The organism is Stenotrophomonas sp. STEN038 (assembly GCF_056759895.1).
Map to the genome: position 1 here is coordinate 1 of NZ_JBRRDW010000036.1, position 14279 is coordinate 14279.

The 14279-nt window shown below is 63.4% G+C and carries 12 protein-coding genes; 2 read left to right on the forward strand and 10 right to left on the reverse strand.

Annotation, left to right across the window (positions count from 1 at the left end):
* Positions 1–103: 103 nt before the first annotated feature.
* From folD to ndk, 10 genes are all read right to left on the reverse strand, one after another.
* Positions 104–1003, reverse strand: a complete 900-nt coding sequence (folD, locus tag ACVOLS_RS14630) for a bifunctional methylenetetrahydrofolate dehydrogenase/methenyltetrahydrofolate cyclohydrolase FolD (RefSeq protein WP_481546196.1) — start codon at positions 1001–1003, stop codon at positions 104–106.
* Positions 1004–1065: 62 nt separating this feature from the next.
* The gene (locus tag ACVOLS_RS14635) at positions 1066–2925 is read right to left on the reverse strand and encodes a monovalent cation:proton antiporter-2 (CPA2) family protein (protein ID WP_481546197.1); all 1860 of its coding nucleotides are present in this window, start codon (positions 2923–2925) and stop codon (positions 1066–1068) included.
* Positions 2926–3006: 81 nt separating this feature from the next.
* The gene (gene moeB / locus ACVOLS_RS14640) at positions 3007–4146 is read right to left on the reverse strand and encodes a molybdopterin-synthase adenylyltransferase MoeB (RefSeq protein WP_481546198.1); all 1140 of its coding nucleotides are present in this window, start codon (positions 4144–4146) and stop codon (positions 3007–3009) included.
* 265 nt (positions 4147–4411) lie between these two features.
* The gene (der, locus tag ACVOLS_RS14645; RefSeq protein ID WP_481546199.1) at positions 4412–5812 is read right to left on the reverse strand and encodes a ribosome biogenesis GTPase Der; all 1401 of its coding nucleotides are present in this window, start codon (positions 5810–5812) and stop codon (positions 4412–4414) included.
* Between the two features lie 12 nt (positions 5813–5824).
* The gene (bamB, locus tag ACVOLS_RS14650; protein WP_481546200.1) at positions 5825–7021 is read right to left on the reverse strand and encodes an outer membrane protein assembly factor BamB; all 1197 of its coding nucleotides are present in this window, start codon (positions 7019–7021) and stop codon (positions 5825–5827) included.
* A complete protein-coding gene (locus tag ACVOLS_RS14655) occupies positions 7021–7662 on the reverse strand; it encodes a YfgM family protein (RefSeq protein WP_481546201.1) in 642 nt (213 codons plus the stop codon). The genes bamB and ACVOLS_RS14655 overlap by 1 nt, the downstream gene beginning before the upstream one ends.
* A gap of 55 nt (positions 7663–7717) precedes the next feature.
* Positions 7718–8566 (reverse strand): helix-turn-helix domain-containing protein, encoded by an 849-nt coding sequence (locus ACVOLS_RS14660; protein WP_481546202.1) that lies wholly within the window; start codon positions 8564–8566, stop codon positions 7718–7720.
* Positions 8567–8572: 6 nt separating this feature from the next.
* A complete protein-coding gene (gene pilW, locus ACVOLS_RS14665) occupies positions 8573–9364 on the reverse strand; it encodes a type IV pilus biogenesis/stability protein PilW (RefSeq protein ID WP_481546203.1) in 792 nt (263 codons plus the stop codon).
* Positions 9351–10556 (reverse strand): dual-specificity RNA methyltransferase RlmN, encoded by a 1206-nt coding sequence (gene rlmN / locus ACVOLS_RS14670; protein ID WP_481546204.1) that lies wholly within the window; start codon positions 10554–10556, stop codon positions 9351–9353. The genes pilW and rlmN overlap by 14 nt, the downstream gene beginning before the upstream one ends.
* A gap of 15 nt (positions 10557–10571) precedes the next feature.
* Complete coding sequence (gene ndk / locus ACVOLS_RS14675) at positions 10572–10997, reverse strand: nucleoside-diphosphate kinase (RefSeq protein ID WP_057628193.1); 426 nt, start codon at positions 10995–10997, stop codon at positions 10572–10574.
* 209 nt (positions 10998–11206) lie between these two features.
* Between ndk and ACVOLS_RS14680 the strand changes: the two genes are divergently transcribed.
* Complete coding sequence (locus ACVOLS_RS14680; protein ID WP_481546205.1) at positions 11207–11860, forward strand: TetR/AcrR family transcriptional regulator; 654 nt, start codon at positions 11207–11209, stop codon at positions 11858–11860.
* Between the two features lie 34 nt (positions 11861–11894).
* Positions 11895–14267: a 3-hydroxyacyl-CoA dehydrogenase/enoyl-CoA hydratase family protein gene (locus ACVOLS_RS14685; RefSeq protein ID WP_481546206.1), complete on the forward strand. Its 2373-nt coding sequence runs from the start codon at positions 11895–11897 to the stop codon at positions 14265–14267.
* Positions 14268–14279 lie beyond the last annotated feature (12 nt).

Consider the following 14279-nt stretch of genomic DNA (forward strand, 5'->3'; position numbering starts at 1 on the left):
CGGCAAGGGCATTACCGGGAAAGCCTCTGCCGAGCATGGCTCGGCACAAACTGATGCTGTACGGGGAGAGCCTCTGCCGAGCATGGCTCGGCACTACCGGGCCTCAGAACGACAAACCTTCAGCGCTGGCCTCGGCCGCTTCGATCGTGTTCTGCATCAGCGTGGCCACCGTCATCGGGCCAACGCCACCCGGTACCGGGGTGATCCAGCTGGCCCGCTGCGCTGCTGCCTCAAAGCCGACATCGCCAACCAGCCGGCCATCTTCCAGACGGTTGATGCCAACGTCGATCACCACCGCGCCCGGCTTCACCCATTCACCTGGAATCAGCTGCGGAATACCCACCGCCACGACCAGGATGTCAGCGTTGCGCACAGCCTGTTCCAGCACGTCCTTGGGGGTGAACTTGTGGCAGCTGGTCACCGTGCAACCGGCGATCAACAGTTCCAAGCCCATCGGCCGGCCGACATGGTTGCTGACCCCGACGATAGTGGCGTTGCGGCCGCGTACCGGCTGGTCGGTATGACCGAGCAGCGTGGTGATGCCACGCGGCGTGCACGGGCGCAGGCCGAACTCGCGCAGCACCAGATGACCGACATTCTGCGGGTGGAAGCCGTCCACGTCCTTGCGCGGGTCGATGCGCTGGATCAGGCGGTTGGCATCGGGGATGCCCGGCAGCGGCAGCTGGATCAGGATGCCGTGGATCTTGGGATCAGCATTGAGCTGATCGATCAGATCCAGCAACTGCGCCTCACTGGTGCCTTCCGGCAGGTCGTAGTCGAAGGCTTCAATGCCTACCTTCTCTGCCGCGCGGCGTTTATTGCGCACGTACACCGAGGACGCCGGGTCGCCGCCCACCAGCACCACCGCCAGACCGGGACGGGTACCGCCAGCGGCCAGGCGGGCGTCGACGCGCACCTTCAAATCGTCGAGCAGTTCCTCGGCGATACGGCGGCCATCAAGGATGCGGGAGGTCTGCAGGGAGGCGTCGGCGAGGACTGTCATGGGGTATGGCGGTGAACACGGGGGCAGCTATTGTCCCTGATTCCGGTCAGCGCCACACCTTGTCATGACCCTGACGCTCCAGCTGAATCGGCAGCAGCGGGCTCCCCTGCCCCGGCAATGGCATCAGGATTGAGCGGACGCGCTTCACGCCGCGGCGTCGTGAACGGTGTCGGCGTCGGTGCTCCGGGCGTATTGCGATACATCAGGCCGGTGTCGGCCTGCAGCCCGCCGCCCGCCATTTCCAGCTCGAAGCGCTCAGCGTCACGGCGGCGGATTTCGCGCGCGACCACGTCGGCCTCGTCTTCATCCACACCCAGCTGCATCAGTGCTGCGCGACCAAACTCCACCGCCGACTCGAAGGTCTCGCGGATCTGGAAATCCACCCCCGCGTGTATCAGCGACAGCGAATGCTCGCGGTCAAACGAACGCACCAGCAACTTGGCCAGCGGGAACTCATGCCGCACCAGCTCCACGATACGATCAGCTGCGACACGATCATCCACGCAGACGGCAATTGCGCGAGCGGTTTCAGCACCGGACGCGCGCAGCACATCCAGTCGCGTGCCATCGCCGTAATAGATCTTGAACCCGAACCGGGTGGCGCTGCGGATCATGTCGATATCGTTGTCGATGATGGTCACGTCAACATCGCGCGCCAACAGCGACTGGCTGGACACCTGACCAAAGCGCCCGAAGCCGATCACCAACACGCTACCAGTGAGCCCATCGGCTGCATCCACGTCATCGGTGGAAACCTGCCCTTCCTTCACCAACAGCCGGTAAACCAGCATGCACAGCGGCGTCAGCGCCATCGACAGCACCACGACGGCGGTGAGGTTGGCGTTGACCTTGGCATCGATCACACCAGTGGTCGCAGCGGCGGCAAACAGCACGAAGGCGAACTCACCGCCCTGTGCCATCAGCACACCCCGATCCAGCGCCTGGCGATGATCACTGCCCATCACCCGCGCCACGCCGTAGATGCAGACCGCCTTGGCCAGCATCATCGCCGGCACCAGCAGCGCGATCACCTTCCAGTTGGCCGCCACCACCGACAGATCCAGCGCCATACCCACGCTGAGGAAGAACAGACCCAACAGGATGCCGCGGAACGGCTCGATATCGGCTTCGATCTGATGGCGGAAGGTGGATTCGGACAGCAGCACACCGGCCAGGAACGCGCCCATCGCCATCGACAGCCCGCCGAGCTGCATCAACAGCGCCGCACCCAACACCACCAACAACGCCGCCGCCGTCATCACCTCACGCGCCTTGGCAGCAGCAAGAATGCGGAACAAGGGATTGAGCAGGTAGCGCCCGACCAGCACCAGGCCAACGATGGCGCCAGCACCGATGGCGATGCTCGTCCAACGCGAGCCTTCGTGCGCGCCGATCTGTGCCGGTGCCATCCACGCCACTACCGCCAACAGCGGCACGATCAGCAGGTCCTCGAACAGCAGAATGGAAACAATCTTCTGCCCGGATGGCAGGGTCAGGTCGCCGCGCTCACCCAGCAACTGCATCACCACCGCGGTGGAGGTCAACACGAAACCAGCGGCGGCGATGAAGGCTATCTGCGGGCGGTAACCGAAAAGGATGGCGACGCCGGTCAGCACCAGCGCACAGGTCACGATCTGCGCCGTACCCAGGCCAAAGATCTCGCCGCGCAGGCTCCATAGGTGCGACGGCCGCATTTCCAGGCCGATCACGAACAGGAACATCACCACGCCCAGCTCGGCCACATGCAGGATGGCCTGCGGATCGGAGAACCAACCGAAGCCGAACGGGCCGATGGCCAAGCCGGCAACGAAGTAGCCCAGCACCGAGCCCAGCCCAAGCCGCCTGAACAAGGGCACAGCCACCACCGCAGCGCCAAGCAGGGCAACTACCTTTACCAGTTCCTGTGAGGATTCCGCCGCCATGCCGCACCGCCTTGTAGTCGTGTAGGCGCACGATAAAGCAAAAAACCCGCAGAACCGCTCATTCCCCTACGCTTGTTCAACTCAAGTGGAATGCGAACAGAATGCGGCGTAATCGATATAGCCGGGGAATGGCACGCCGGGCGCGCACAACGGGCAGGCCGGATCGGCATGCACGCGGGTTTCGCGGAAGCGCATTTGCAGGGCATCAAAACGCAGCAAACGTCCCGTCAACGGTTCGCCGATATCCAGCAGCAGCTTCAACACCTCGGTCGCCTGCATCACCCCCGCCAGCCCCGGCAGCACGCCCAGCACACCGGCCTCGGAACAGTTGGGGGCGAATTCAGGCGGCGGCGGCTCAGGGAACAGGCAGCGGTAACACGGCGCCACGCCGCGCTGGCGGCCCGCATCAAACACGCTGACCTGCCCATCGAAGCGCTCGATGGCGGCATAGACCAAGGGCTTGGCGTGCTTGATGCAGGCATCGTTCAGCAGGTAGCGCAGTGGGAAATTGTCCGAACCATCCAGCACCACGTCCACGTCCTGCAGCAGGACATCGATATTGGCCGAGGTGACCCGCTCGGCAACCGCTTCGACGTCGATATGCGGATTCAAGGCCAACAGGCGGTCCCGCGCCGAGTACACCTTGGCTGTGCCCAAGGCCGCTTCGGTATGGACGATCTGCCGTTGCAGGTTGCTGCGCTCGACCACGTCGTCATCGACGATGCGCAGCCTGCCAACCCCCGCTGCGGCGAGATAGAACGCTGCCGGAGCGCCAAGCCCACCCGCACCCAGCACCAGCACCCTGGATTGTTGCAAACGGCGCTGGCCAGCTTCGCCCACCTGCGGCAGCAGCAGATGGCGCGAGTAGCGGTCGTAGAAGTCGCGCTCTCCTGCATCCAGCATGGGCTGGACCAAGGGCAAACCCGCAGTCCGCCAGGCAACCGTGCCACCACATACCGAAGACAGGTCGGTGTAGCCGGCATCCTGCAGCGCCAGCGCGGCGTCGGCCGAGCGCTTGCCGCTCTGGCAGATCAGCAGGATTTCGCGTTCGGGGGCTGACAGGTGCTGCGCAGGGCTCGCAAGCAGCTCCGCCTTTGCTATGCCGATTGCGCCTTCGGCCATGCCACCTGCGCGCTCGTGCGCCTCGCGCACGTCGATCAGCAATGCGCCACCTGCGTGGCGGGCACGGGCCTGTTCCGGGGTCAGTTCGCGAATGCTCATGGCTGGATTATCGGCCAAACGGGAGCCAAGGGAGGAACGGCTTTGGGCTTTGGGCTTTGGGCTTTGGGCTTTGGGCTTTGGGCTTTGGGCTTTGGGCATTTTTTAGCTCGTCATTCCCGCGCAGGCGGGAATGACGAAATCACTTAGTGGGAACGTCGGCCGAATCGAACGCCCTACCCCACTCAATACACCAAAAACAAAAGCGGCCTTTCGGCCGCTTTTGTCTACATCACCCAGTACGCTTGAACCGCGCCCCTGGCATGAATCACTTCCTGCCCTTGACGTGCTTCATCAGACGCCGCTTGGCCTTGACCTGACGGTCCGTCAACACGTTCTTCTTGCCCTCGTACGGGTTGGCACCCTCACGGAACAGGAAGGTCACCGGCGTACCCACCAGCTTGAAGCGCTTGCGGAAGAAGTTCTCCAGGTAACGCTTATACGAATCCGGCAATTCCTTCAGGCGCGTACCGTGCACGATGAAGGTCGGTGGATTGCTGCCGCCCGGATGCACATAACGCAGCTTGGAAACGTGACCACGGATGCTCGGCGGCGGGTTGGTCTCATAAGCCACTTCCAGCGCCTTATTGACCTCGGCCGTACTGAACTCATGCGTCGCCGAGGCATGCGCCCGGTGAATCGCCTTGAACAACTCGCGCAGGCCCGAACCATGCAACGCGGAAATCCGCACGTTCTCGGCCCACGGCACGAAGCCCAGCTTCAGCGACAACAGGGTTTCAGCCTGTTGCTTGTCGTACTCGCTCAAGCCGTCCCACTTGTTGATCGCAATGACCAGGGCGCGGCCAGCATCCAGCACTGCACCCAGCACGCTGGCGTCCTGATCGGTCACGCCTTCATGGGCGTCCAGCATCAGCACCGCCACCTGGCACTGCTCGATCGAGCGCAGCGTCTTGACCACGCTGAACTTCTCGACCACTTCGTCCACGCGCGACTTGCGGCGCAGACCGGCGGTATCGATCAAACGGTACAACTGGTCATCGCGCTCCAGATCCACCGCGATCGAATCGCGGGTGGTGCCAGGCACTTCCGAGGCGATCATCCGCTCCTCACCGAGGATACGGTTCACCAGCGTCGACTTGCCCACGTTGGGGCGGCCAACGAAGGCAATGCGGATGCGGTTCGGATCGTTGTCCAAGGTCTCGGCCGTGCCTTCTTCCGGCAGGCGGCCGACAATCTCTTCAACCAGATCATCGATGCCCTGCCGGTGCGCGGCGGAGACAGTCAGCATCTCGCTGAAACCATAACGGGAAAACTCCGAACGAACGGCATGTTCGTCCGTACCGTCGATCTTGTTGATCAACAGCAGGGTAGGCCGCGCAAGCTTGCGCAGCCAAGACAGGATCTCGTCATCCAGGGCCGACGTGCCATCACGCGCGTCAACAACAAATACGATCAGATCCGCCTCACCGGCGGCGGCACGGGCTTGGCGCGCAGTGGCGCCAGCCAGCCCTTCCTCTTCACCGGCGATACCACCGGTATCGACGATCAGGAAGGGATTGTCCTCATCTAGACGGCAAACACCGTAATTGCGATCGCGGGTAACACCCGGCTGGTCGTGCACCAGCGCATCGCGCGTACGGGTCAACAGATTGAAAATGGTGGACTTACCGACGTTCGGTCGTCCAACCAGGGCGACCAAAGGCAGCATCGCTATGACTCCTTATTGGGCCAACCGGAATGCGGTCAGCTTTCCATCAACGTTCTGCACCAGCAGGATGCCGTCAGCGACGACCGGCTGCGCCAGCAGAGCATCACCACCGCTCTTCTCACGCGCTGCCAGTTCGCCATCGCTCAACCGCAGCCAATGCAGATATCCCTTGTAGTCCCCCACCACGGCATAGTCACCCTGGATGGCGGCACCGGTCAGCGAGCGGCGCGCCAGCGCCTGCTGTGACCACATTGCCGAGCCGGAGGTCTTGTCCAGCCCGTACACCACGCCCTTGCCATCGGTGACCACGACATTGCCCGAGGACACCGCAACACCACCACCACCGCCGTGGTCACGCGACCACATCGGGCGACCGGTCGGGCCTTCAATGGCCATGGTTTCGTTCTTGAAGCTGGTCACAAACAGCGTATTGCCTTCCAGCACCGGTGCGCCATCGATGTCAGCCATGCGCTCCAGTTCGGTACGGCCTTCCGGCGTACCCACCATCTGTTCCCACAGCGGACGACCATCCTGCATCGACAGTGCGGCGACGGTGCCGTCGTCATTGCCGATGAACAGCACGCCTGGGCCGGTCACGACCGGCGCGTTGCCGCGCACGGTCAAGGACGGCAGTTCCTGCGAATTGAACCAGCGCTGTTCGCCGGTAGCTGCGTCCAGCGCGGTGGTGCGGCCATCGTTGCTGCGCACGAACACCAGGCCCTGGCCAACGGCCGGCGCGGCAATCACTTCGCCGGTGACCTTGGACTTCCACTTTTCGCTGCCATTGGCCGCGTCCAGCGCAATCACCTGCCCGTCCAGCGTGCCGATAACCACCAGGCCATCGCCAACACCCGGACCACCGGAAAGGCGCAGCTTGGGCTTCTTCTTTTCCTTGGCCGGGCTGTACTCCCAGACCTGCTTGCCAGTCTGCAGATCCAACGCATGCACGCCACCCTGCACTGCAGCCGCGTATACGCGACCATCTGCCACCACCGGCGCCTGACGCAGGCCGATACGGCCCTCGCCCTTGCCAACGTTTGCCGACCAGATCTTGTTGACCTTGGCCGTCGGCTCGAACTTGGTCAGCTCAGCCGGCTCCAGTGCCTTCTTGGCCTCTGCATCCTTGCCCGCAAACCAACCCTTGACCGTCGAACAGCCGGTCAACGCCATTGCCATCAAGGCGATGCCTGCAACTTGCTTGAACTTCATCAATTCTTCTCCGCTGCAGGATCAGCCACGGTGCCGCCGGCGTCCATCAATTTGGTTTCCAGCAAGCGGCGCTGCGGTGCAGCCACGTCCAGCTTGGCCAGCGCTTGGGTGTACAGCTCGCGCGCTTCATCACGCTTGTTCTGCGCCATCAGGGCGTCAGCACGGATCTCCAGACCCGCGCTGTCGTCAGCCTTGCCCAGCAGGGCCGCTGCGTCCTGCGGTTTGCCGGTTTCAATCAGCAGGCGTGCAATGCGCTGGTCGATCAGGGCCTTGAATTCACCCTCGGTCTTGAGCGCGCGCAAGGTCTTGATGGCGTCGTCATACTTGCCCGCTTCAACCTGGGCCTTGGCCAGTTCCAGCGAGGCCAGGTCAGCATAGATGCTGGCCTTGCTACCACCCAGCGCTGCAACCTCCTTGGCCGCCTCGTCCAGATTCTTGGACTGGAGGCTGCGAGACACGGCTTCGTAACGGACGTTGGCATCGGCAAGCTTGCCGACCTGCTCTTTCTGCCACCACTGCCAACCGGCAATAGCACCAATGCCGAGAACTACTCCGCCGATAATCCCGGCGCCATTCTTGCGCAGCCACGTGCGGACACGTTCGCTTTGTTCGTGCTCGTCGAGCAGGTCGTCAATCGCCATGCGTACTCTCGCTCACCCTGGCGGGGAGCCTTGTTGTTTTGTTCGACGCCTGGTTTCAGTGCGAAACCGGCGCCACGGAGCCTTCAGAGGATACCGTAAAGCGGGCCACATTGCCGCGCTTGTACGGCGCCAGGTCGACGTTACCCGTCGCCTGCTGAACCTCGACCTCGGCCGCATTGCCCAGCACCATGCGCCCCACCTGACCTGCTGTGAAGCTACGACTCTCGCCAGCGCGTATCAGGGCTTTTTCGACGGTTGTGCCGTCCGGGGCGGAGATTTCCACCCAGCTGTCGCCCTTGAAATTCAGGGTCAGCGCCGACGGGGCGGCAGCAGCAGCCGGACGCGCCATGGGGGCCATGGAGGCGATGTAAGGGCCGGCATCTGCGACCGGCGCCGGCGCCGCTACCGGCGCCTGAACAGGCGCCACTGACTGGCCAGCGGCAGCGGCGGCAGGAACCGGTACCGCATCCAGCGAAGCCGTACTCGGCGGGGCACTATTGGAATTGCCACTGATCACATACCAGACAGGCACCGCCAGTACGGCCGTTATCACCACATACACCGCACGACGCCCGATATTTTCGGCCGCACGCTTCAACCGCGGGGTATGGGTATGACTGACCAGCTTGGGCGGCTCGACCGGCGCGATCCGCGCCTGTTCCAGCAAGCCGCCCAGATCAACCTTCAGCAGGCGCGCGTAACTGCGCAACTGACCGCGCACGAATACCGATGCACCCAAGCGCGACCATTGCTCGGCTTCGAGCGCAGCAACCACCTGCTGCGGCATGCGCAACTGGGCGGCAACCTGATCCAACGACAAACCGGCAGCCTCTCGCGCCCTGCGCAGCTGCTCACCACAACCCACTACACCATCTAAAGCATTTACACCCGGATCATTGATCACAATGCGTCAGCCTTGGGGATTCGAGGTTGCTGGCGAAGGAAACTCTTCGCGCAACCGCTGCTGGAACCGACCGGCAGCCGTCCTGTCGCCGAGTCGCTCTTCAATCTGAATGGCAAGTTGTAACACGGAAACCGTGGCCGGCGCAGCCGCCAAACGCCGCTGGTAGAAGGCTCTGGCTTCAAAATAACGACCGTGCAGCACTTCATTACGGGCCATGGCCTCCAGCGCATAGGCATTGTCAGGCGCCAATTCCAGTGCCTGGCGAAGATTGTCCTCGGCACGTTCGCGCTGCCCGGCATCCAGTGCGCAGCCGCCAGCATTTGCCAGGGCATCGGCACGCCCGCCATAGCTCGGATCAGCCAAGGCCCGATCAAACCAGACCAAGGCCTCTGCCGGGTGACCACTGCCACACAGCCAGGCCCCGTAGTTATTGAGCACATCGCCCTGCTGCGGAGCCAGATCGACGGCCTTGCGGTAAAGCGCACCTGCCGCCTCGGCGTTGCCCTTCTGCCCCTCGATCACCGCCTGCATGGTGTAGGCGTCAGGCAATCCAGACTCCAGCTTCTGCGCTGAGCGCGCGAACTGCAGCGCCTCGTCCAGCTGGCCGCGCCCCAGGCGATCACCAGAAAGGCGCAGAAGCTCCTGGTAACGCATCCGCTTGTGCGCGGTTTTGTCCTGCTTGACGCTGTAGTCCGGCGCCATGATCTGCGGGCGGTCGATCGTGAGTTTGTCCGGCACGCACCCTGCACTGAGCAAGAGCAGGACCAACAGCAGCAGCCAGCGATCAGGCGACCGCATCACCGCCATCCTGTTCCTGCAGCAGGCGATTGAACTCAGCTTGGCGACGGGTGCGATCCATCACCTGGCCCTTGAGCTGGCCACAGGCGGCGTCGATGTCGTCGCCACGGGTACGGCGCACCATCGTCAGCACCTGCGAGTCAAGCAGGATCTTCTGGAAGGCGCGGATCTGTTCCTCGCCCGAGCGCTCATAGCGCGTGCCGGGGAACGGATTGAACGGAATCAGATTGACCTTGCCCGAGTCCTTGGCCTGCACGGCGTTGTCGAACTGACGCATCAGCCGCGCCAGCTGGCGGGCGTGCTCAGGCTGGTCGTTGATGCCCTTCATCAGCGTGTATTCGAAAGTCACCGAGTCGCGCTTCTTGTTGCCGCGCAGGTAACGCGCGCAGGACGCCATCAACTCGGCAATCGGGTATTTCTTGTTGAGCGGCACCAGCGTCTCGCGCAGCTCGTCGTTCGGCGCATGCAGCGACACCGCCAGCGACACATCGCTCTCCACCGAGAGACGATCGATCTGCGGCACCAGGCCCGAGGTGGACAGGGTCACGCGCTTGTTGGCCAGGCCGTAGCCCAGGTCATCGCGCATGATGCTCATGGCGCGGATGACGTTGTCGAAATTCATCAGCGGCTCGCCCATGCCCATCATCACCACGTTGGTGAGACGGCGCATCTGGTGCGGCACATTGCCCAGGTGACGCGCAGCGATCCACACCTGGCCGATGATCTCGGCGGTGCTCAGGTTGCGATTGAAGCCCTGGGTAGCGGTTGAGCAGAACGTGCAGTTCAGCGCGCAACCAACCTGCGAGGACACGCACAGCGTGCCGCGGGTTTTGTCCGGGATATAGACGGTTTCGATGGCGTTCTTGCCATCCACGCCCATCGCCAGCAACCACTTGTGGGTGCCGTCGGTCGAGGGCTTGTCGAACACGATGTTCGGGACGACGACCTCGGCATGCTGCTGCAGCTTTGCGCGCAGCGACTTGCCGAGGTCGGTCATCTGGTCGAAATCGGTGACGTAGCGATGGTGGATCCACTTCATCACCTGATGGGCACGGAACTTCTGCTCGCCAAGGGTTTCGACGAAGAACTTTTCCAGGCCCGCGCGATCAAGGTCGAGCAGGTTCTGCTTGCCAGCGGTGGCTGCCGTTTTCGGCAACGGCTGGATGGCGGGTGTCTGTACGACCTCGTTCACGACTTCAACCTCTGATTAACGCGAAACCACTTCGGTGGCAGCAAAGAAGTAAGCGACTTCATTGGCTGCGTTCTCGACCGAATCCGAACCGTGCGCGGCGTTGGCGTCGATCGAATCAGCGAAGTCAGCGCGGATGGTGCCCGGCGCTGCGTCCTTCGGATTGGTGGCGCCCAGCAGGTCGCGGTGGGCCAGGACGGCGTTCTCGCCTTCCAGGGCCTGGATCATCACCGGGCCGGAGATCATGAACTCGACCAGTGCGTTGAAGAACGGGCGCTCGCGGTGAACGGCGTAGAAGCCTTCGGCTTCACGGCGCGACAGCTGCTTGTACTTCGCGGCCACGACCTTCAGGCCGGCCTTTTCGAAGCGGGCGTAGATTTCGCCGATCACGTTCTTGGCAACGGCGTCGGGCTTGATGATGGAAAGAGTGCGCTCGAGCGCCATGGGAATTCTCCGGTAGTGGGCCGGTCGGCCCGAGGGTACATGAAAAAACCCGCGTGCGGACGCGGGCTTAGCCTGAATTGCGGTGGCTAATTCTACCGGGTGACCCCGACGTTTGCACAGCGGCAGATGAATGATGCTGCGGCGCAGCATGACCTGAACGACCAGCCGGGCGTAGGATCCAAACAATCGTTTGATTGATTGAGCCAGCCATGGGCAAACCCGCCAGCTTCTCCACCAAGGACCGCATCCTCGGCGCGGCCGAGGAACTGTTTGCCCAGTACGGCTTTGCCGGCACTTCATTGCGCCAGGTAACCAGTCACGCCGATGTAAACATTGCTGCGGTCAACTACCACTTCGGGTCCAAGGACAACCTGGTCAATGAAGTGTTCCGCCGCCGCATGGACGAAATGACCGCCGCCCGCCTGGGCCAGCTGGAGCGGGCGCGCAGCAGTCAGCCCGGCGACCTGCGCGCGGTTTTGGCCGCCTTCGTCGAGCCCGCCCTGGCATTGGCCCAGGACCGCCAGAGCGGCGGTGCCTTTGTCCGCGTCATCGCCCGCGCCTATGCGGAGAAGAACGACAACCTGCGCAAGTTCCTGTCCGATCACTACGGCCATGTATTGCGCGAGTTCGGCAAGGCCATCGACGCCTGCATCCCGGGCCTGAGCAAGGAAGAGCTGTACTGGCGGCTGGATTTCCTCGCCGGCTCACTGACCTACGCCATGGCCGACTTCGGGCTGATCAAGCGCCCGCACAACATCAGCGAGGCCGAGCACCGCAGCAAGGCCGCGCAGGAATTGATCCATTTCGCCGAAGCCGGGTTCCGCGCCAGCGTGCGTAATCCGACCTCCCCCGTCGTTCCCTGATCCAACCGTCATCGCAGACCAAAGGTTTATCGATATGTCCAATTCCCTGCTTGTCCGCCGCGCCGCCGTACTTGGCGCAGGCGTCATGGGTGCGCAGATCGCCGCCCACCTGACCAATGCCGGCGTCGACACCGTGCTGTTCGACCTGGCCGCCAAGGAAGGTCCTGCCGACGGCATCGTGCTCAAGGCCATTGCCAACCTCGGCAAGCTGAGCCCGGCCCCGCTGGCCAGCAAGGTGCTGGCCGAAGCCATCACCCCGGCCAATTACGACTCCGGCCTGGAGCAGCTGCGCGACTGCGACCTGATCATCGAAGCCATCGCTGAACGGATGGACTGGAAGCAGGACCTGTACAAGAAGATCGCGCCGTTCGTGAACGAACACGCGGTACTGGCTTCCAATACCTCGGGCCTGGGCATCAACAAGCTGGCCGACGTGCTGCCGGAAGAACTGCGCCATCGCTTCAGCGGCGTGCATTTCTTCAACCCGCCGCGCTACATGCACCTGGCCGAGCTGATCCCGGCCAAGACCACCGACAAGTCGGTGCTGGAAGGTCTTGAGACCTTCCTGACCACCAACCTGGGCAAAGGCGTGGTCTACGCCAAGGACACCCCGAACTTCATCGGCAACCGCATCGGCGTGTTCTCGATCCTCTCGACCATCCACCACACCCAGCAGTTCGGCCTGGGCTTTGACGAGGTGGACGGCCTGACCGGCCCGCTGGTCGGCCGCCCGAAGTCGGCGACGTATCGCACCTCCGACGTGGTCGGCCTGGACACCATGGCCCACGTCATCAAGACCATGGGCGACACCCTGCCCGACGACCCGTGGCACAAGTACTTCAACGCGCCGGCATGGCTGGGCGCGCTGATCGGCAAGGGTGCATTGGGCCAGAAGACCGGCGCCGGCATCTTCCGCAAGGTTGGCAAGGACATCATGGTCGTCGACCTTGAGAAGCAGGACTACCGTCCGGCCGATCGCGTTGCCGCACCGGAAGTGGTCGAGATCCTGAAGATCAAGAACCCGGCCGAGAAGTTCGCCAAGCTGCGCGAAAGCCAGCACCCGCACGCGCAGTTCCTGTGGGCGACGTTCCGCGACCTGTTCCATTACAGCGCCTACCACCTGGCCGACATCGCCGAAACCGCGCGCGACGTCGACCTGGCCATCCGCTGGGGCTACGGCTGGTCGCTGGGCCCGTTCGAAACCTGGCAGGCTGCCGGTTGGAAGCAGGTGGCGCAGTGGATCGCCGACGACATCGCCGCCGGCAAGAGCATGAGCAATGCGCCGTTGCCGGCCTGGGTGCTGGACGGCCGTGACGGCGTGCACGCCGCCGAAGGCAGCTACAGCCCTTCGCAGAACGCACTGGTGCCGCGCTCGTCGCTGCCGGTCTACCAGCGCCAGCGCTTCCCGGACGCACTGCTGGGCGAGAAGTTCGCGCAGGGCAAAACCGTGTTCGAGAACGACGGCATCCGTCTGTGGACCGACGGCGACGGCATCGGCGTCATCAGCTTCAAGACCAAGATGAACACCGTTTCCGACCAGGTGTTGGACGGCATCCAGCACGCCATCGGCCTGTCCGAGAAGCAGTTCAAGGGCGTGGTGATCTGGCAGAACAAGGAGCCCTTCTCCGCAGGTGCCGATCTGTCCGGCGCACTGGGCGCGTTGAAGGCTGGCAAGTTCGCCGAGTTCGAGGCGATGGTTGCCAACTTCCAGCGCACCAGCCAGCGCATCAAGTACGCCACCGTGCCGGTTGTCACCGCGGTGCGCGGCCTGGCTTTGGGCGGCGGCTGTGAATTCCAGATGCATGCGGCCAAGTCGGTTGCGGCGCTGGAAAGCTATATCGGCCTGGTTGAAGCCGGCGTCGGCCTGCTGCCGGCCGGTGGTGGCTTGAAGGAAATCGCCGTGCGCGCCTCGCAGGCAGCTGGCCCGGACGGCGACGTGTTCGCCGAACTGAAGAAGACCTTCGAAACGGTTGCCATGGCCAAGGTCTCCAACTCGGCGGTCAACGCCAAGGAACTGGGCCTGATGCGCGGCACCGACAAGGTCGTGTTCAACAGCTTCGAGCTGCTGCACATCGCCAAGGCCGAAGTCACCGCGCTGGCCGAAGGCGGCTACCGTCCGCCGATGCCGGCACGCCGCATCCGCGTGGCCGGCGACGTTGGCATTGCCACCTTCAAGATGATGCTGGTCAACATGCTGGAAGGCCGCTTCATCAGCCCCTACGACTACGAAATCGCCGAGCGCATCGCCACCGTGTTGTGCGGCGGCAAGGTCGACCGCAACAGCGTGGTCGACGAAGAGTGGCTGCTGACCCTGGAGCGCAAGCACTTCGTCGAGCTGGCCCAGCAGGAAAAGACCCAGGCCCGCATCGCGCACATGCTGACCACCGGCAAGCCGCTGCGGAACTGAGTGAGCGTGCCT

What these genes read in the sequence shown, in the direction of transcription:
- folD (WP_481546196.1), bottom strand. Translation starts at nt 1,003, where the DNA reads ATGACAGTCCTCGCCGACGCCTCCCTGCAGACCTCCCGCATCCTTGAT.
- ACVOLS_RS14635 (WP_481546197.1), bottom strand. Translation starts at nt 2,925, where the DNA reads ATGGCGGCGGAATCCTCACAGGAACTGGTAAAGGTAGTTGCCCTGCTT.
- moeB (WP_481546198.1), bottom strand. Translation starts at nt 4,146, where the DNA reads ATGAGCATTCGCGAACTGACCCCGGAACAGGCCCGTGCCCGCCACGCA.
- der (WP_481546199.1), bottom strand. Translation starts at nt 5,812, where the DNA reads ATGCTGCCTTTGGTCGCCCTGGTTGGACGACCGAACGTCGGTAAGTCC.
- bamB (WP_481546200.1), bottom strand. Translation starts at nt 7,021, where the DNA reads ATGAAGTTCAAGCAAGTTGCAGGCATCGCCTTGATGGCAATGGCGTTG.
- ACVOLS_RS14655 (WP_481546201.1), bottom strand. Translation starts at nt 7,662, where the DNA reads ATGGCGATTGACGACCTGCTCGACGAGCACGAACAAAGCGAACGTGTC.
- pilW (WP_481546203.1), bottom strand. Translation starts at nt 9,364, where the DNA reads ATGCGGTCGCCTGATCGCTGGCTGCTGCTGTTGGTCCTGCTCTTGCTC.
- ndk (WP_057628193.1), bottom strand. Translation starts at nt 10,997, where the DNA reads ATGGCGCTCGAGCGCACTCTTTCCATCATCAAGCCCGACGCCGTTGCC.
- ACVOLS_RS14680 (WP_481546205.1), top strand. Translation starts at nt 11,207, where the DNA reads ATGGGCAAACCCGCCAGCTTCTCCACCAAGGACCGCATCCTCGGCGCG.
- ACVOLS_RS14685 (WP_481546206.1), top strand. Translation starts at nt 11,895, where the DNA reads ATGTCCAATTCCCTGCTTGTCCGCCGCGCCGCCGTACTTGGCGCAGGC.